Consider the following 15,627-nt stretch of genomic DNA (forward strand, 5'->3'; position numbering starts at 1 on the left):
CAGACCAATGAGCACCCGGCCGTGCAGGGCGGGTTCGATTACTCCCACAGCAGCGGCGCCTACGCCGGCGTGTGGGCGTCCAACGTCGATTTCGAGGACGGCGACGAGGCATACATGGAAGTCGACCTGTACGCCGGCATGGCCGGCAAGGTCGGCGATCTCGGCTGGAAGTTCGGCGGCATCTACTACAACTACCCCGGCGTGTCGGACAGCTCCAACCTGAATTACGACTACTGGGAGGTCGGCCCGACGCTGACCTATCCGGTGGGGCCGGCCACCGCCAGCCTGCTGGTGCTGTGGAGCCCCAACTTCTACAACGAAACCGGCAAGGGTTTGTATTCGGAGCTCGGCCTGTCGGCGCCGCTGGGGCAGTTCACGCTCGGCGGCACTTTTGGCCACCAGGACATCGAGCGCAACGCCAAGTTCGGCACCAGCGACTACAACAACTGGAGCCTGTACGCCTCCACCACCGTGATGGGCCTCGGCCTGAAGCTGGCCTACACCGACACCGAGCTCAGCAAGAGCGAATGCTTCGGCGGCGCGCAGCCGTATGCCGACTGGTGCGGTGCGCGCGCCGTGTTCAGCGTCAGCAAGTCGCTGTGACAACCGGCGTTTGACGCCACAAAAAAGCGGGTGGGCCCGTCGGTCCACCCGCTTTTTTGTGTCTCGAAAACGGCCCGGTGACGCAGCGCGCCGGGCCGCATTGCCTCACATGTTGGCGATGATCGCCCGCCCGAACTCGCGGCTGCCGAGCTTGGTGGCGCCTTCCATCAGGCGCTCGAAGTCGTAGGTCACGGTCTTGGCCAGGATGGCGCCCGAGATGCCCTTGACCACCAGGTCCGCCGCCTCGGTCCAGCCCATGTGCCGCAGCATCATCTCGCCGGACAGGATGATCGAGCCCGGGTTCGACATGTTCTTGCCGGCGTACTTGGGCGCGGTGCCGTGCGTGGCCTCGAACAGCGCCACCGTGTCCGACATGTTGGCGCCGGGCGCGATGCCGATGCCGCCCACCTGCGCGGCCAGCGCGTCGGAGATGTAGTCGCCGTTCAGGTTCAGCGTGGCGATCACGCTGTACTCGCGCGGGCGGGTCAGGATTTGCTGCAGGAAGGCGTCGGCGATCGCATCCTTGACCACGATGTCGTTGCCGGTGCGCGGGTTCTTGAAGCTGCACCAGGGTCCGCCGTCGATCGGCTGGGCGCCGAATTCTTCCTTGGCCAGCGCATAGCCCCAGTCGCGGAAGGCGCCCTCGGTGAACTTCATGATGTTGCCCTTGTGCACCAGCGTCACCGACGGGCGGTCGTTGTCGATGGCGTACTGGATGGCCTTGCGCACCAGGCGGCGCGTGCCATCCTCGGACACCGGCTTGATGCCGATGCCGGAGCTTTCCGGGAAGCGGATTTTCTTGACGCCCATTTCCTTGATCAGGAAATCGATCAGCTTGCGCGCCTCCGGCGTGCGGGCGGCCCACTCGATGCCGGCGTAGATGTCCTCGGAGTTCTCGCGGAAGATCACCATGTCGGTGTCTTCCGGGCGCTTGATCGGGCTCGGCGTGCCGGGGAAGTAGCGCACCGGGCGCAGGCACACGTACAGATCGAGCTCCTGGCGCAGCGCCACGTTCAGCGAGCGGATGCCGCCGCCGACCGGGGTCTCGAGCGGACCCTTGATGCCGACCAGGAACTCGCGCATGGCGGTCAGCGTCTCGGCCGGCAGGTAGGTGTCGTTGCCGTACAGCTTGGCCGCCTTGGCGCCGGCGTAGATTTCCATCCAGGCGATCGAACGCTTGCCGCCGTAGGCTTTGGCGACGGCCGCGTCGAGCACTTCGATCATCGGCGGCGTCACGTCGACGCCGATGCCGTCACCCTCGATGAACGGGATGATCGGCCGGTCCGGCACGATGAGGGAGTTGTCGGCCCGGGCCGTAATGCGCTCGCCGTCGGTCGGTACAATGATTTTGTCGTATGCCATGGCCTCGCCTGCCGGTTGTGGAAAATGGCCATTTTAAGCGACAAGCCCGCCCACCCGACCGCCCGCGCGCATGAGCCAGCACACCATCCTGATCACCGACAGCGGCGAGAGTTTTCCCTGCGCCGAAGGACAATCCGTGCTGCACGGCATGAGCCGCCTGGGTCGCAAAGGCATTCCGCAGGGCTGCTACGGTGGCGGCTGCGGCGTGTGCAAGATTCAGGTGCTCAGCGGCGATTACCACACGCGCAAGATGAGTCGCGACCAGGTGACGGTCGAGGAAGAACAACAGGGCTATGCCCTGGCCTGCCGCACGTTTGCCGATTCCGACCTCACGCTGCGCGTGGTCGGCAAGCTGCACAAGGCGCTGACGCGGTGAGTTGAATCTGCCCCGCAGCCCATCGGGCGCGTCAACGCGACCGCGGTTTTTCTGCCAGCAGCCCCGATGCCGCACAGACTGCTACCGCTCCGCTCGCTGGCAGCAAATCCGCCGCGGCCGCGGACGACGCCAGCGGCCCGGTAATTGAGCGCGGCGCGGGCATGGGCCGTGCCGCAGCCGCAGCGGGCTCGAGAAATTACCTGACGGGAGTTTCAGCCTTATCTCAAGCACCGGCGGCCTGTCCGGCAAAGCACACGTATTCGTCGGCGCCGGACTTGGCGCGGTACATGGCCGTGTCGGCGGCGGCGATCAGCGCGTTGGCATCGTCGCCGTCGCGAGGGTGGCGGCTGATGCCGACGCTGGCGCCGATGTGCAGGTGTCGTCCGTGGTGGTCGATCGGTTGCTGCAGGGCGTGGCGCAGATCGTGCGCCAGGCGGGCCAGGGCGGCATCGTCGTGGGCGGCGTCGAGCAGGATCACGAACTCGTCGCCACCGAGTCGCGCCACGGTATCGGTCTCGCGCATCCGGTCGGTGAGGCGGCGCGCCACCGCGCACAGCACCGTATCTCCGGCCGCGTGGCCGTGGCGGTCGTTGACGTCTTTGAAACGGTTCAGGTCGACGAACAGCAGCGCAAAGCCGCCGGTATGGCGGCGGGCGCGCGCCAAAGCCTGCTCCAGACGTTCGAGAAACTGCCGCCGGTTGGGGAGACCGGTCAGGCTGTCGTGGCCGGCGAGGCGGTCCAGCGCCTGTTGTTTTTGGGTCAATTCCTGCACGTGGGTGCCGATCTGGTGCTGCATGTCGGCGATGCTGCGGGCGAGCACGCCGATCTCGTCGCGGCGGGCGTGCGGCAGGCGAGCCGGGCGTGCGCCGGGCGAGAACGCGCGCACCGCGGCGACCATGTCGTTCAGCGGTCGTGTCAGCGCCCGCGCCAGCAGGAATGCCAGCAAACTGGCCAGCAGGCTGAAGCCGATCACGATGTGCAGGGTGGTGCGGCCGAGCTGTTCGCTGTCGGCCAGCGCCGTGCGCAGCGGCAGCGACAGGCCGAGGATGAAGCCGTCGGCGCCGCGAAAGCCGGGCGCGGGCTGGCGAGCGAAGGCCGCGATCACGTTGCCTGCGGCCGCGTCGCGGCCGATCGTCACCAGCTCGTGGCTGGCGCCATCACCGGCGCCGGTCAGCGCGGCGGTGGCGGGAAACTCGTCCTGCACCAGCGCCTCGCGGCCGCGGTCGAAGGAAAACGCCTTGGCCGGGTCCGGGTGGATCAGGAATTCGCCGGCGCCGTTGGCCAGGTAGAGCCCCACCTCGGCCGGCAGGTCGCGCGTGATTTGCCGGAAAAGACCGCGCAGATCGACGTTGACCACCATCACGCCGAGCGCCTCGCCGCGTTCGCCGTCGCCGCCGTATACCGGCGCGGCCATGTACAGCGTGGGTTGTTGCAGGCCGGTGTTCGAGCCGGTTTCGTGGTTGATCGAGGCTTTCGACAGGTACACGGCGCCGGCGGGCAGGGCCAGCGTCTCGAACACGTACGGGTAGTGCCCCTTCTCCTGCAGGTCGGCGGCGTCGATGCGCACCGGCAGCCCGTCGACGCGGTCCACTCGCAGGCGTTCGCGGCCATGATCGGTGGCGCCGATCAGGCGCAGCTGCAGGTACTCCGGGTGTTGGCGCAGCAGGCCCTCGAAAAGCAGCGCCGAGTTGCGTGCCACCAGCGCCTGAAACGGGTCATCGCCGCCGCCGAGCACGCGCGCGGCCTGCGGGTGTCCGGCTAGCACCTTGATGTCGCGGGCGGTGTTCTCGAGGCTTTTGGTTAGCTGCCGGTTAAGCACACCGGCGGCGATGCGCAGGCGCTGCTCGGCGGCGGCGGTCAGCAGCTTGCGGCTCTCCACGTAGCCGTAATAGCCGGTGAGTCCCGACGCCAGAACGCCGGTCAGTGCCAGGGCGAGGCCGACTCGGTAGAGGATGCCGAATTTCACGGTGCCAGCACTCGCGCGGCGCCATCGCCGGAACGAATCCGCGCCCACAGCGCCTCCCGCCGCGCCGGATCCTCCACCGGCTCCAGCCACAGCAGGCGCTGTCCGTCGCTAGCGGCGAGACCATCCGCGACGGTGTTGCCGAGCCCCTGCTGGTTGGCCAGCGCCGCGCTGGCCGCCGGTCCGAGCATCTGGTCGATCCAGGCGTGAGCGAGCGCACGATCGCGCGCGGCGCGGGTGATCACCCAGCAGTCGAGCCAGGCCAGCGCGCCCTCGCGGGGAATCACATAACCCACGTTGGCGCCGGCCTGCTGCAGCAGGCGCACCTGCTGCCGGCCGTAATTGGCGAACATCAGCGCCGCGTGGTGGCGCATGAACACATCCACCGATTCCTCGGGCCGGCTGTAGAAACCGAGCACGTTGCGGCGCAGCGCGATCAGGCGCTCGACCGCCGGTGCCAGCTGGGCGGCCGGAATCTGAAACGGCGAGGCGAGTCCCAGGCGTTGCGCCGCCAGCGAGAAATTCTGGCTGCCGCCGTCGTAGGCGATCACCTTGCCGCGCAGGCGCGGATCCCACAGCGCCGCGATCGAGTCGGGCGCGCTCGTCAGCTGGCTGCGGTCGTAGATCAGCCCCATCGCCGAAAACGTATACGGCACGCCCAGGATTTGCAGCCCGGCGGCGGTGTGGCGCGTAAGGCCGGCGATGGACTCGACGTTCTGGAAAGCCGGCAGTTGGCGGCGGCGGTTGGGAATGGCAGCGGGGTCGATCGGCCCGATCAGGTTTGCCGCCACGTAGCGTTGCAATTCCGCCGTGTTGACCGCAAAGACGTCGAAGTCGGCGCCGCCGTTGGCACTGATGCGGGCCCATAGCACCTCGTCGGTGGTGGTCACGCTGAGGTCCACCTGGGCGCCGGTTTGCTGCTCGAAGCTGCGAACCACTTCGGCCGGTGCGTAACCCGGCCAGGCCAGCACCCGCAGCACGGGGCGCGCCTCGGCGGCCAGTGCCGCCGCGAGCAGGCCAAAGCCGAGCCATGCCCGCCGCCACGCCCCCGGCTGTAGCCGGCGCGGCGGCCTTGCGATGCCCAACGGGGCGAGGGCGTTTGCCGCTGCGCCGGCGATGCGCGTGTTCATGCCCAAGCCCGGCTTTCGTTCGGGAAATACAGAAACATTCTCGCCCTTGGGCGGCAATGCGTTAGTTGGTCAGCGCCCCCGCCGGGGCAGCCTGCTGGCACCCGGCGCTATCTGCTGCTGCGAGCAGGCGCCGAGAATGCCCTATCAGCCGCCTGGCGCGGGATGCACTTGGTCACAAAAAAGGGGGGGCGCGGAAAACGCCGGTCAAAGAGAAAATCCAGGGAGCGGCAATTTATCCAGCGGCCCCGTCTGGGCCAGGATGCCCTGGCATGACTCAATGTGTCGACACATTGAGTCATGGAGCGCGGCGCGGGCGTGACCCTTGCTGCAGGGATGGCGTTGCCCGAGTCGAGTGCTTGCGCCCGGGACTTGGCCGGGCCGCCCTAGGCTTGCGGATAACAAAAAGCCAGGCCGGTGGCCTGGCTTTATTTAGATGAGTGGTGGAGCGGAGGAGGATCGAACTCCCGACCTTCGCATTGCGAACGCGACGCTCTCCCAGCTGAGCTACCGCCCCACGAGATGCACGATTTCAAGAATCCAGGGCGCCACCGCTGGGCGGGCCCCGTTTTGCGGGGTGCGCAGTGTACCATGCAGCGCGCGCCGGCCAACAGACTGGCGCGGGTTTGTTTTGGAGGTTGCTGCCATGTTCCTTCGTCCTCGCTTGTTCAGGGCCAGCCTGCTGGCCGCCGCCGCTGTCTGCTCGTTCGCCGCGCGGGCGGGTGATCTCGAGGACGGCATCGCCGCCTTCGAACGGCGTGATTTCAACACCGCCGTGCGTCTGATCGCGCCGCTGGCCGAGCAGGGCAACACCGAGGCGGAATACTTCATGGGCACGTTCTATATGTACGGCCACGGCGTGGCCATGGACCCGCCGCAGGCCACGCTGTGGTTCAAGCGCGCCTACGGCCACTGGGAAGCGCAGGCGCGCGCCGGCAATCCGCAGGCCATGGTGGAGGTGGCCGGCATGCTGACGACCGGTCTTGGCGTGACGCGCGACGACAAGGCGGCCGTGGACTGGCTGCGCAAGGCGGGCGATCTGGGCAACGCCGATGCCTGGGCCGAGCTCGGCGGGCTGTATGTGGAGGGCGCCGGCGTGCCCAAGGACGTGGCCGAGGGTCGGCGCCTGCTCGGCAAGGCGGCGGCGGCCGGCAGCGCGCGCGCCAGCGAAATGCTGGCGGCGCTCGACAAGCGCACCGGGCCGGACGATTTTTGAGCGCCAGCACCACGCCGGCTGAGAAGCCGCTGATTCATGCAGCGCCGCGCTGGCGCGAGCTGAAAAATTCCAGGAATGGGATTTTTCAGCGCGTCGCCCAGGCCGCGGCGTGATCCTGCTCGCGTATCTGGCGGTCGGCGTGGCGGCGGGCCTGATCGCCGGCATGTTGGGGCTCGGCGGCGGCGTGGTGATCGTGCCGGCGCTGGCGCTGGTGTTTCCGCTGCTGGGCCTGCCGTCGCCGGTGCTGATGCATCTGGCGATCGGCACCTCGCTGGCGGTGATCGTGCCGACATCGATCTCGTCCACGCTCGCCCATTACCGGCGCGGCGCGGTGGACCTGCCGCTGCTGCGCCTGCTGCTGCCGGGGCTGGTGCCGGGGGCGCTGCTGGGCGGTTGGCTGGCGGACAGGCTGCCCAGTGCCCTGCTGGCGCGGGTGTTCGGCGTGTTCGTGATCGGCGTGGCGACGCAGATTTTCTTCAACGCCACGGCACCCGGGCGCAGGCCGCTGCCAGGTCAGGCTGGGCTGCTCGCCACCGGCATGGTGATCGGCACCGCCTCCACGCTGCTCGGTATCGGCGGCGGCTCGCTCACGGTGCCGTTTCTGAATTACTGCCGGGTGGACATGCGCCGCGCGGTGGCGACCTCGTCGGCCTGCGGGCTGGTGTTGGGCATGGTCGGGGCGGCGACGTTCCTGTGGGCCGGGCGCGATCATCCCGGCCTGCCGCCGGGGGCGGTCGGTTATCTGTATCTGCCGGCCTTCGTCGGCATCGCGCTGGCGTCGGTGCTGACGGCGCCCTACGGCGCGCGCCTTGCCCACAGTCTGCCGGTGCCAACGCTCAAGCGCGCGTTCGCGGTGTTTTTGATGCTGGCCGGGCTGCGCATGCTGGGCGTGCTGTCGTTTTGATCGGTTCTTAGGGGAGTGATGATTTATTCAGCGTTTCCCGTCCGGGGCAGGATGCCCTGGCATGAATCGACGGCGTAAGCCGTCGATTCATGGAGCGCTGCGCGGGCATGTACCGCGCAGCGGCGAGCTGAAAAACTCCATGGACGGAAATTTTCAGTATTCCTTTGGCGTCAGCCCCGCCGGTAGGTGACGAAGCTGTACGGATACGGGTTGCGCGCATCGGCCGGATGATCTTCGCGTGCCGTTTCGCGCCAGTCGGGACCGAGCGGCGGGAAGTGCGTGTCGCCTGCCAGCCGGGCGTGCACTTCGGTGAGTTCGATGCGCTGCGCGTCGGCCAGCGCCTGCGCATAGACCTTGGCGCCGCCGATCACCATGGCCGGGCCGCCGTGGGCGGCGGCGAGCGCGTAAGCCGCGGGCAGATCGGCGGCCACCAGCACGCCCGGCGGCGCGAAATCACGCCGCTGCGTGAGCACGATGTTAAGGCGCTGCGGCAGCGGTTTGCCGATGGACTCGAACGTCGCCCGCCCCATGATGACGGCGTGCCCGAGCGTGAGGCGCTTGAAGTGCTGGAGGTCCGCCGGCAGATGCCAGGGCAGCGTGCCGTCCCGGCCGATTACCCCACCGCAGGCCACCGCCACCACCAGCACCACCTCGACCGGCGCCGTCACACCGCCACCGGGGCGCGGATGGCGGGGTGCGGGTCGTAGCCGCTGATCTCGAAGTCCGCGTACTCGAAGTCGAACAGCGACGTCGCCCGGCGGCGGATGGTGAGCCGTGGCAGCGGCCGCGGCGTGCGCGTGAGCTGCTCGCGCGCCTGTTCCAAATGGTTCAGGTACAAGTGCGCGTCGCCCAGGGTGTGGATGAACTCGCCGGGTTCAAGTCCCGTCACCTGCGCCACCATCGTCGTCAAGAGCGCGTACGAGGCGATGTTGAACGGCACGCCCAGAAAAATGTCCGCGCTGCGCTGGTACAGCTGGCACGACAGCCGCCCGTCCGCCACGTAGAACTGGAACAGCACATGGCACGGCGGCAGCGCCATCTGCGCCAGCTGCGCGACGTTCCAGGCACTCACGATGAGCCGCCGCGAGTCGGGATTGGTCCTGATCTGCTCGACCACGTCGGCCAGCTGGTCGATGTGGCCGCCGCCGTAATCCGGCCAGCTGCGCCACTGGTAGCCGTAGATCGGCCCGAGCTCGCCGCGCGCGTCGGCCCATTCGTCCCAGATGCTGACGCCGTGCTCGTGCAGATAGGCGACGTTGGTGTCGCCGCGCAGGAACCACAGCAGCTCGTGGATGATGGATTTGACGTGCAGCCTCTTGGTGGTCAGCAGCGGAAAGCCGTGCGCGAGGTCGTAGCGCGACTGCCAGCCGAACAGGCTCAGCGTGCCGGTGCCGGTGCGGTCGGCCTTGTGCGTGCCGTGGTCGAGCACGGCGCGCATCAGATCGAGATATTGCTGCATGGAGACGGGGCGAGGGGCTGGAGTGGGGCGCTAGAATACCGCCATGAACGCCCCCCACGACCCGCGCCAACCACGCCCGCACGACATCGCCGTGGCGGTCAGCACGCAGTATCTGGCTGATCAGTCCGACCCGGTGCGCGGCCGCTACGCGTTCGCCTACACGGTCACCATCACCAACCGCGGCACGGTGCCGGCGCGTCTGGTGTCGCGGCACTGGATCATCACCGATGCCGACGACCACACCCAGGAAGTGCGCGGCTTGGGCGTGGTCGGTCAGCACCCGCACCTGGCGCCCGGCGAGTCGTTTACCTACACCAGCGGCACCATGCTGGACACGCCGACCGGCCTCATGCACGGCAGCTATCAGATGGTGGGCGACGACGGGGTGCAGTTCGACGCGCCCATCCCGCCGTTTCACCTGGCCGCACCGCACAGCCTGCACTGATGGACATCCTGCTGAACGGCGAGCACCGCACGGTGCGCCCGGATTTGACGGTGGCGGCGCTGCTGGACGAGCTGGGTCTGGCCGGCAAGCGCCTGGCGGTGGAGGTGAACCGCGACATCGTGCCGCGCGGCGAGCACGCCACGCGCGTGCTGCGCGACGGCGACCGGGTGGAAATCATTCACGCCATCGGCGGCGGTTGAGGCCGCGAGGACGCACACCATGAACGCTGACGACGACCTGCTGCGCATCGGCGCGCGTAGCTTCAAGTCCCGCCTGCTGGTCGGCACCGGCAAGTACAAGGATCTGGACGAAACCGCCCGCGCCATCGCGGCCAGCGGCGCCGAAATCGTCACCGTGGCGGTGCGGCGGGTGAACATCGGCCAGAACCCGAACGAGCCGAACCTGCTCGACGTGCTGCCGCCGGACCGCTACACCATCCTGCCGAACACCGCCGGCTGCCACAGCGCCGACGAGGCGGTGCGCACCTGCCGCCTGGCGCGCGAGCTGCTGGACGGTCACAACCTGGTCAAGCTCGAAGTGCTGGCCGAGCACAAGACGCTGTACCCGGACGTGATCGAGACGCTCGCCGCCGCCAAGACCTTGATCGCCGACGGCTTCGAGGTGATGGTCTACACCTCCGACGACCCCATCCTCGCCAAGCGGCTCGAGGACCTGGGCTGCGTGGCGGTGATGCCGCTGGCGGCGCCCATCGGCTCCGGGCTCGGCATCCGCAACCCCTACAACCTGCGGTTGATCATCGAGCAGGCGGGCGTGCCGATCCTGGTCGACGCCGGCGTCGGCACGGCCAGCGACGCCGCGGTGGCCATGGAGCTCGGCTGCGATGGCGTGCTGATGAACACGGCGATTGCCGGCGCCAGGGACCCGGTGCTGATGGCAAGCGCCATGCGCAAGGCCGTCGAGGCCGGCCGCGAGGCCTATCGGGCCGGGCGCATCCCGCGCAAGGCCTATGCATCCGCCTCGTCGCCGCTCGAAGGGCTGATGTTTGACTGACCCGTCCGCTGCCGAAGCGCAAACGCCGCGGCGCGCCATCCGCAGCTTCGTGGTGCGCGCCGGGCGCATGACCCCGGCGCAGCGCCAGGCGCTCGATCGCCTGTGGCCGCGCTACGGCGTCGACCTGCCGCCGGGCGAGCTGGACCTCGATGCGGTTTTCGGTCGCCGCGCGCCGCGCACGCTCGAGATCGGCTTTGGCATGGGCGATGCGCTGCTCGAGCTCGCGATGGCGCAGCCCGAGCGCGATTTTCTGGGCGTAGAGGTGTATCCACCCGGCATCGGGCGCTTTCTGCTGCGCCTCGAGCAGGCCGGGCTCGGCAACGTGCGCGTGGTGTGCGCCGATGCGGTGGAAGTGCTCGGCCGGCATCTGCCGCCTGGCGGTCTCGATGAACTGCTGGTGCTGTTCCCGGACCCGTGGCCCAAGAAACGTCACCACAAGCGGCGCCTGGTGAACGCGGCGTTTCTTGCCCTTGCCGCGCGCGTGCTCGCCCCTGGCGGGCGGCTGCACATCGCCACCGACTGGGCCGATTACGCGCAGGCCATCGCCGAGCTATTGGCTGACAACGCCGATTTCAGCGCCGAACCGGACACTGCCGCCCGCCCGCCGACCAAGTACCAGCGGCGCGGCGAGCGGCTGGGGCATGCGATCGTGGATTTTTGCCTGCGGCGGGCGTAACCCCGCCGCAGTGCACCGCCACACGCCGGTCCGGCGGTTATCGCAGCCTGCCCAGAATTTGTGAAGAAATGCGCGTCCTGCGCATTGCTTGCGTCGCCCGTCCGGTACATGCCCGGACGGGCTCGGAGCTTGAAAACTTCACAGGCTCTCAGAGTTTGTGAAGAAATGCGCGTCCTGCGCATTTCTTGCGTCGCCCGTCCGGTACACGCCCGGACGGGCTCCCGCGAATCAAGCCCTTACGGGCTCGCTTCGCGTCCGGCCATCCCTGGCCGGCCTGAGAGCTTGAAAAATTCACAAGCTCTCAGTCGAGCAAATGGCTGACCAAGCCGTCGGCCAGCTTGGGCTCGAACCAGGTGGACTTCGGCGGCATCACCTGCCCGGCGTCGGCCACCGCCATCAGGTCCTCGAGCGAGGTGGGGTACAGCGCGAACGCCACCGCCATCTCGCCGCTGTCGACGCGCCGCTCGAGCTCGCCAAGGCCGCGGATGCCGCCGACGAAATCGATGCGCTTGTCGCGTCGCGGGTCGCTCACGCCGAGCACCGGCTCGATCAAATAGTGATGCAGCAGGCTCACGTCGAGCCGGCCGACCGGATCGTCCGGCACCCGGCCGGGTTTCAGCGTCAGGCGGTACCACTGGCCGCGCAGGTACATGCCGAACTCGTGCGGCTTGGCCGGTCGCGCCTGGCCGGCGCTCGGTTCGAGGTCGAAATGCTCTGCCACGCGCGCCAGGAAGGCGTCCGGGGCCAGGCCGTTCAGGTCGGTCAGCAGGCGGTTGTAGTCGAGGATTTTCACCTGGTCGTGCGGAAAGCTCACGGCCAGGAAGTACCAGTGCTCGGCGTCCGGCGCGCCGTCGCGCGCGGCGGCCACGCGCGAGGCGGCGGCGCTGCGGTGGTGGCCGTCCGCAATGTAGAGCACGCCCTGGGCGTTGGCGGCGGCGGTGATGGCGGCGATGTCGGCCGGATCGTCGATCACCCACAGCGTGTGCCGCACGCCGTCAGCGGCGGTGACGTCGGCCGCCGGCTCGCCAGCAGCCACGCGCGCGAGCACGCCATCGAGCGTCTCGTCGGCGCGGTGCACCAAGAACACCGGGCCGGTCTGGGCGTTGCTGGTGTCGATATGCCGCACGCGGTCGTTTTCCTTGTCCAGGCGCGTGAACTCGTGCCGGCGGATGCGGTTCTCGTCGTAGGCGCGCACCGAGGCGGCCACCACCACGCCGAGCTGCGCGCGGCCGTCCATCACCAGCCGGTAGGCGTAATAGCAGGGCTGCGGGTCCTGGCGCAGCACGCCGCTGTCGATCATCCGGCGCAGGTTCTCGGCGCCCTTGGCATAGACGGCGTCGGCGTAGGGGTCGGTGTCCGGCGGCAGGTCGACCTCGGGGCGCGACACGTGCAGGAAACTCAGCGGCCGGCCCTCGACCATGGCGCGCGCCTCGGCGGCATTCATCACGTCGTAGGGCGGGGCGATCACCTCGCCGGCGCGGCCGGGGGCCGGGCGCAGGCCGCGGAACGGGCGAATCAGGGACATGGGCTACCTCGTGGAAAAGCAAAACGCCCCGGGCTCCTGCCGGAACCCGGGGCGCGGGGTATGGAACGCTCAGGCTGCCTGCTGCAGGGCGGCGATGCGCTCGTCCAGCGGCGGGTGCGACATGAACAGCCGCGCCAGGCTGCGCCCGCCGGTGATGCCGAACGCCGCCAGCTGATCCGGCAGCGTCGGTTCGTGGGCGGCTTTCAGGCGCTGCAGCGCCGCGATCATTTTGCCGCGCCCGGCCAGGCTGGCGCCGCCGCGGTCGGCGCGAAACTCGCGCTGGCGGCTGAACCACATCACGATCACACTGGCGAGGAGGCCGAACAGCAGCTGCGCCACCATGGTGGCGATGAAATAGCCGGCGCCGTAGCCCTCCTCGTTGCGGAACACGGCCCGGTCGATGAACTGCCCGACCAGGCGCGAGAACACGATCACGAACGTGTTCAGCACGCCCTGGATCAGCGTCAGCGTCACCATGTCGCCGTTGGCGATGTGCGTGATCTCGTGACCCAGCACGGCCTCGGCCTCGTCGCGCGTCATGCTGCGCAGCAGGCCGGTGCTCACCGCCACCAGGGCGTTGTTGCGGCTCATGCCGGTGGCAAAGGCGTTCGGTTCGGGCGCGTCGTAGATGGCCACCTCCGGCATGCCGATGCCGGCCAGTTCGGCCTGTCGGCGCACGGTGTTGACCAGCCAGGCCTCGAGCTCGGTCTGCGGCTGCTCGATGACCTGCGCGCCCACCATTTGCTTGGCCATCCATTTGGACATGGCCAGCGAGATGAACGAGCCGCCCATGCCGAACACGGCGGCGTAGACCAGCAGCGGCGCGATGCCGGCCTGCCCGGGGCGGATGCCCAGCAGCGGCAGCAGGATGTTCAGCGCCACGCTCAACACCAGCAGCACCGCCAGGTTGGTCAGCACGAACAGCAGGACACGTTTCATGGGAATCCCTCTTTTAAGGAAGCGCTGAAAATGCCGTCCCTGGATTTTTCAGCTCGCATCCGCGCGCTTCAGGCCCGCGCCGCGCTCCATCGATCAATGCCTTGCGGCGTTGATCGATGCCTGGGCATCCTGCCCCGGCTGGGCCACGCCGAGCGAATCCGCGTTTCCTGGGCCGGTGGCGCCGGATGCGTCACGTTCAAGATAGGGGTCGCGGGCGACGCGTTCAAGTCGCCTTCCGGGCGGCGGACGGTTTTCGCTACCCTGCCGGCGGCAGTGGACAGGAAACCCTACCGAACGATAGTTTCTGCACAGCGAAAAAAAATCGGGAGGGCCGAAGCACTCCCGATTGGAGGTTTAGAGGAGGAGAAACGACGCTCATTGCGAACGTCGGGGCGAATGATAGAAGCCGCTGGCGGCGGTTGTCAACATCGTTTTCTGCACGTGCAAAACCTCACGAGGAGTCGACCTTGACCGAAGTCATGAATTTCCTGCCATGCGGCGATTACCGCCTGGCTTACCGGCGGCTGCCCGGCCGCGAGCCGGGGGTGATGTTCTGCGGCGGTTTCATGTCGGACATGACCGGCAGCAAGGCGAGCGCATTGGCCGCGCACTGCGCGCGCCAAGGCCGCGCCTTCGTGCGCTTCGATTACTCCGGGCATGGCGCGTCGGAAGGCCGTTTCGTCGACGGTAGCATCGGCCGCTGGCGCGATGACGCGCTGGCGGTGCTGGACGGCCTCACGGCCGGGCCGCAGGTGATCGTCGGCTCCAGCATGGGCGGCTGGATCGCGCTGCTGCTGGCGCTGGCGCGACCCGAGCGCGTGCGCGCGCTGCTGCTGCTGGCGCCGGCGGCGGATTTCACGCAGGCCATCTGGGACGAGGAACTCGACCAGACCGAGCGCGAACGCCTGCTGCGCGACGGTTACGTGGAGCGTCCGTCCGAGTACAGCGCCGAGCCGTACCTGATCACCCGCCGGCTGATCGAGGACGGCCGCCGGCACCTGCTGCTGGACCGGCCGATCGATGTCCGCTGCCCGGTGCGCATCCTGCACGGCATGCGCGACAGCGACGTGGCCTGGCAGCGCTCGATCACGCTCACGCAGCGCTTGCAGGGCGACGATGTGGTGCTGACGCTGCTGAAGTCCGGCGATCACCGGCTGTCGACGCCGGACGACCTCGAGCGCCTGACGGCGACCGTCGAGGCGCTGTGCGTTCAGGGTTGGTAAAGAAATGCGTCCTGCGCATTCCTTGCGTCGCCCCTGCGGCCATCTGTGGCCTAAACCTCACACCTCAGCCAGATCGCCCTTTTCTTCCAGCCAGCGGCGGCGGTCTTGTGAGCGTTTTTTGGCTAGCAGCATGTCGAGCAGGGCGCCGGTGTCGTCGCCGCTGTCCACGGTGAGGCGCACCAGCCGGCGCGTGTCGGGCGCCATCACCGTCTCGCGCAGCTGCGGCGGGTTCATTTCGCCCAAGCCCTTGAAGCGCAACACGTTGATCTTGCCTTTGATCTTCTCGGCGGCGATGCGGTCGAGGATGCCTTGGCGCTCGGTGTCGTCCAGCGCGTAGAACTGGTGCTGGCCGACGTCGATGCGGTACAGCGGCGGCATCGCCACGTGCACGTGGCCGGCCGCCACCAGCGCCGGGAAGTGGCGCACGAACAGCGCGCACAGCAGTGTCGCGATGTGCGCGCCGTCGGAGTCGGCGTCGGCGAGGATGCAGACCTTGCCGTAGCGCAGGCCCGTGAGGTCCTCCGAGCCCGGATCCACGCCGATGGCGACTGCGATGTCGTGCACTTCCTGCGAGCCCAGCACCTCGCCGCCGTCGACTTCCCAGGTGTTGAGAATCTTGCCGCGCAGCGGCATCACGGCCTGAAATTCGCGATCGCGCGCCTGTTTGGCGCTGCCGCCGGCGCTGTCGCCTTCCACCAGGAACAATTCGGTGCGCGCCGGGTCCTGCAGCGTGCAGTCGGCGAGCTTGCCGGGCAGTGCCGGGCCCTGCGTGACGCGCTTTCGCACCACCTGCCGGGC

17 protein-coding genes and 1 tRNA gene are annotated in these 15,627 nt (G+C 68.5%); 9 read left to right on the top strand and 9 right to left on the bottom strand.

What is annotated here, in order from left to right; translation table 11 throughout:
• The coding region (locus PHC73_RS03215; protein WP_300124385.1) for a TorF family putative porin at positions 1–603 on the top strand (603 nt) is incomplete at its 5' end.
• 105 nt (positions 604–708) lie between these two features.
• Here PHC73_RS03215 and icd read toward each other — a convergent pair.
• Positions 709–1,965 (bottom strand): NADP-dependent isocitrate dehydrogenase, encoded by a 1,257-nt coding sequence (gene icd / locus PHC73_RS03220; protein ID WP_300124387.1) that lies wholly within the window; start codon positions 1,963–1,965, stop codon positions 709–711.
• 70 nt (positions 1,966–2,035) lie between these two features.
• On the opposite strand from icd, the gene PHC73_RS03225 reads away from it, so the two are divergent.
• Positions 2,036–2,341 (top strand): 2Fe-2S iron-sulfur cluster binding domain-containing protein, encoded by a 306-nt coding sequence (locus PHC73_RS03225; RefSeq protein WP_300124389.1) that lies wholly within the window; start codon positions 2,036–2,038, stop codon positions 2,339–2,341.
• A 223-nt stretch (positions 2,342–2,564) separates the two neighbouring features.
• Here PHC73_RS03225 and PHC73_RS03230 read toward each other — a convergent pair whose 3' ends face one another.
• From PHC73_RS03230 to PHC73_RS03240, 3 genes are all read right to left on the bottom strand, one after another.
• Positions 2,565–4,307 carry a diguanylate cyclase gene (locus PHC73_RS03230; RefSeq protein WP_300124391.1) on the bottom strand — a complete coding sequence of 581 codons (1,743 nt, stop codon included), beginning with the start codon at positions 4,305–4,307 and terminating at the stop codon, positions 2,565–2,567.
• Positions 4,304–5,434: an extracellular solute-binding protein gene (locus tag PHC73_RS03235; RefSeq protein WP_300124393.1), complete on the bottom strand. Its 1,131-nt coding sequence runs from the start codon at positions 5,432–5,434 to the stop codon at positions 4,304–4,306. The genes PHC73_RS03230 and PHC73_RS03235 overlap by 4 nt, the downstream gene beginning before the upstream one ends.
• A 438-nt stretch (positions 5,435–5,872) precedes the next feature.
• Positions 5,873–5,948 (bottom strand) — tRNA-Ala (locus tag PHC73_RS03240).
• 129 nt (positions 5,949–6,077) lie between these two features.
• Between PHC73_RS03240 and PHC73_RS03245 the strand changes: the two genes are divergently transcribed.
• Complete coding sequence (locus tag PHC73_RS03245) at positions 6,078–6,647, top strand: tetratricopeptide repeat protein (RefSeq protein ID WP_300124396.1); 570 nt, start codon at positions 6,078–6,080, stop codon at positions 6,645–6,647.
• A gap of 109 nt (positions 6,648–6,756) precedes the next feature.
• Entirely contained in the window at positions 6,757–7,551 is a 795-nt protein-coding gene (locus PHC73_RS03250) for a sulfite exporter TauE/SafE family protein (RefSeq protein WP_300124398.1), read from the top strand.
• A gap of 170 nt (positions 7,552–7,721) precedes the next feature.
• On the opposite strand, the gene PHC73_RS03255 is transcribed toward PHC73_RS03250, so the two are convergent.
• Positions 7,722–8,219, bottom strand: coding sequence for a dihydrofolate reductase (locus PHC73_RS03255; RefSeq protein WP_300124401.1), 498 nt, complete (start codon positions 8,217–8,219; stop codon positions 7,722–7,724).
• Entirely contained in the window at positions 8,216–9,010 is a 795-nt protein-coding gene (locus PHC73_RS03260) for a thymidylate synthase (RefSeq protein ID WP_300124404.1), read from the bottom strand. The genes PHC73_RS03255 and PHC73_RS03260 overlap by 4 nt, the downstream gene beginning before the upstream one ends.
• A gap of 43 nt (positions 9,011–9,053) precedes the next feature.
• Here PHC73_RS03260 and apaG point away from each other — a divergent pair, with 43 nt between their 5' ends.
• From apaG to trmB, 4 genes are all read left to right on the top strand, one after another.
• Positions 9,054–9,455 (top strand): Co2+/Mg2+ efflux protein ApaG, encoded by a 402-nt coding sequence (gene apaG / locus PHC73_RS03265; RefSeq protein WP_300124406.1) that lies wholly within the window; start codon positions 9,054–9,056, stop codon positions 9,453–9,455.
• Positions 9,455–9,655, top strand: coding sequence for a sulfur carrier protein ThiS (gene thiS, locus PHC73_RS03270; RefSeq protein WP_300124408.1), 201 nt, complete (start codon positions 9,455–9,457; stop codon positions 9,653–9,655). Before apaG ends, thiS begins: the two co-directional genes overlap by 1 nt.
• Before the next feature lie 19 nt (positions 9,656–9,674).
• Positions 9,675–10,466 carry a thiazole synthase gene (locus PHC73_RS03275; protein ID WP_300124411.1) on the top strand — a complete coding sequence of 264 codons (792 nt, stop codon included), beginning with the start codon at positions 9,675–9,677 and terminating at the stop codon, positions 10,464–10,466.
• Positions 10,467–10,533: 67 nt separating this feature from the next.
• A complete protein-coding gene (trmB, locus tag PHC73_RS03280; protein WP_366949792.1) occupies positions 10,534–11,142 on the top strand; it encodes a tRNA (guanosine(46)-N7)-methyltransferase TrmB in 609 nt (202 codons plus the stop codon).
• 301 nt (positions 11,143–11,443) lie between these two features.
• Here the strand turns inward: trmB and PHC73_RS03285 are convergent, their stop codons facing one another.
• Both PHC73_RS03285 and htpX read right to left on the bottom strand, forming a co-directional pair.
• Positions 11,444–12,667, bottom strand: a complete 1,224-nt coding sequence (locus tag PHC73_RS03285) for a DUF1015 family protein (RefSeq protein WP_300124416.1) — start codon at positions 12,665–12,667, stop codon at positions 11,444–11,446.
• A gap of 69 nt (positions 12,668–12,736) precedes the next feature.
• Positions 12,737–13,606: a protease HtpX gene (htpX, locus tag PHC73_RS03290; RefSeq protein ID WP_300124418.1), complete on the bottom strand. Its 870-nt coding sequence runs from the start codon at positions 13,604–13,606 to the stop codon at positions 12,737–12,739.
• A 467-nt stretch (positions 13,607–14,073) separates the two neighbouring features.
• On the opposite strand from htpX, the gene PHC73_RS03295 reads away from it, so the two are divergent.
• Positions 14,074–14,829 carry an alpha/beta hydrolase gene (locus tag PHC73_RS03295; protein WP_366949791.1) on the top strand — a complete coding sequence of 252 codons (756 nt, stop codon included), beginning with the start codon at positions 14,074–14,076 and terminating at the stop codon, positions 14,827–14,829.
• Between the two features lie 57 nt (positions 14,830–14,886).
• Here the strand turns inward: PHC73_RS03295 and PHC73_RS03300 are convergent.
• The coding region (locus tag PHC73_RS03300; RefSeq protein ID WP_300124424.1) for a toprim domain-containing protein at positions 14,887–15,627 on the bottom strand (741 nt) is incomplete at its 5' end.

This window comes from Immundisolibacter sp. (assembly GCF_028696615.1).
In the GTDB taxonomy this organism is placed as follows: domain Bacteria; phylum Pseudomonadota; class Gammaproteobacteria; order Immundisolibacterales; family Immundisolibacteraceae; genus Immundisolibacter.

Excerpts from the sequence above, each read along its gene's own strand:
- icd (WP_300124387.1), bottom strand. The coding sequence starts at position 1,965 with ATGGCATACGACAAAATCATTGTACCGACCGACGGCGAGCGCATTACG.
- PHC73_RS03225 (WP_300124389.1), top strand. The coding sequence starts at position 2,036 with ATGAGCCAGCACACCATCCTGATCACCGACAGCGGCGAGAGTTTTCCC.
- PHC73_RS03235 (WP_300124393.1), bottom strand. The coding sequence starts at position 5,434 with ATGAACACGCGCATCGCCGGCGCAGCGGCAAACGCCCTCGCCCCGTTG.
- PHC73_RS03245 (WP_300124396.1), top strand. The coding sequence starts at position 6,078 with ATGTTCCTTCGTCCTCGCTTGTTCAGGGCCAGCCTGCTGGCCGCCGCC.
- PHC73_RS03260 (WP_300124404.1), bottom strand. The coding sequence starts at position 9,010 with ATGCAGCAATATCTCGATCTGATGCGCGCCGTGCTCGACCACGGCACG.
- apaG (WP_300124406.1), top strand. The coding sequence starts at position 9,054 with ATGAACGCCCCCCACGACCCGCGCCAACCACGCCCGCACGACATCGCC.
- thiS (WP_300124408.1), top strand. The coding sequence starts at position 9,455 with ATGGACATCCTGCTGAACGGCGAGCACCGCACGGTGCGCCCGGATTTG.
- PHC73_RS03275 (WP_300124411.1), top strand. The coding sequence starts at position 9,675 with ATGAACGCTGACGACGACCTGCTGCGCATCGGCGCGCGTAGCTTCAAG.
- trmB (WP_366949792.1), top strand. The coding sequence starts at position 10,534 with ATGACCCCGGCGCAGCGCCAGGCGCTCGATCGCCTGTGGCCGCGCTAC.
- PHC73_RS03285 (WP_300124416.1), bottom strand. The coding sequence starts at position 12,667 with ATGTCCCTGATTCGCCCGTTCCGCGGCCTGCGCCCGGCCCCCGGCCGC.
- htpX (WP_300124418.1), bottom strand. The coding sequence starts at position 13,606 with ATGAAACGTGTCCTGCTGTTCGTGCTGACCAACCTGGCGGTGCTGCTG.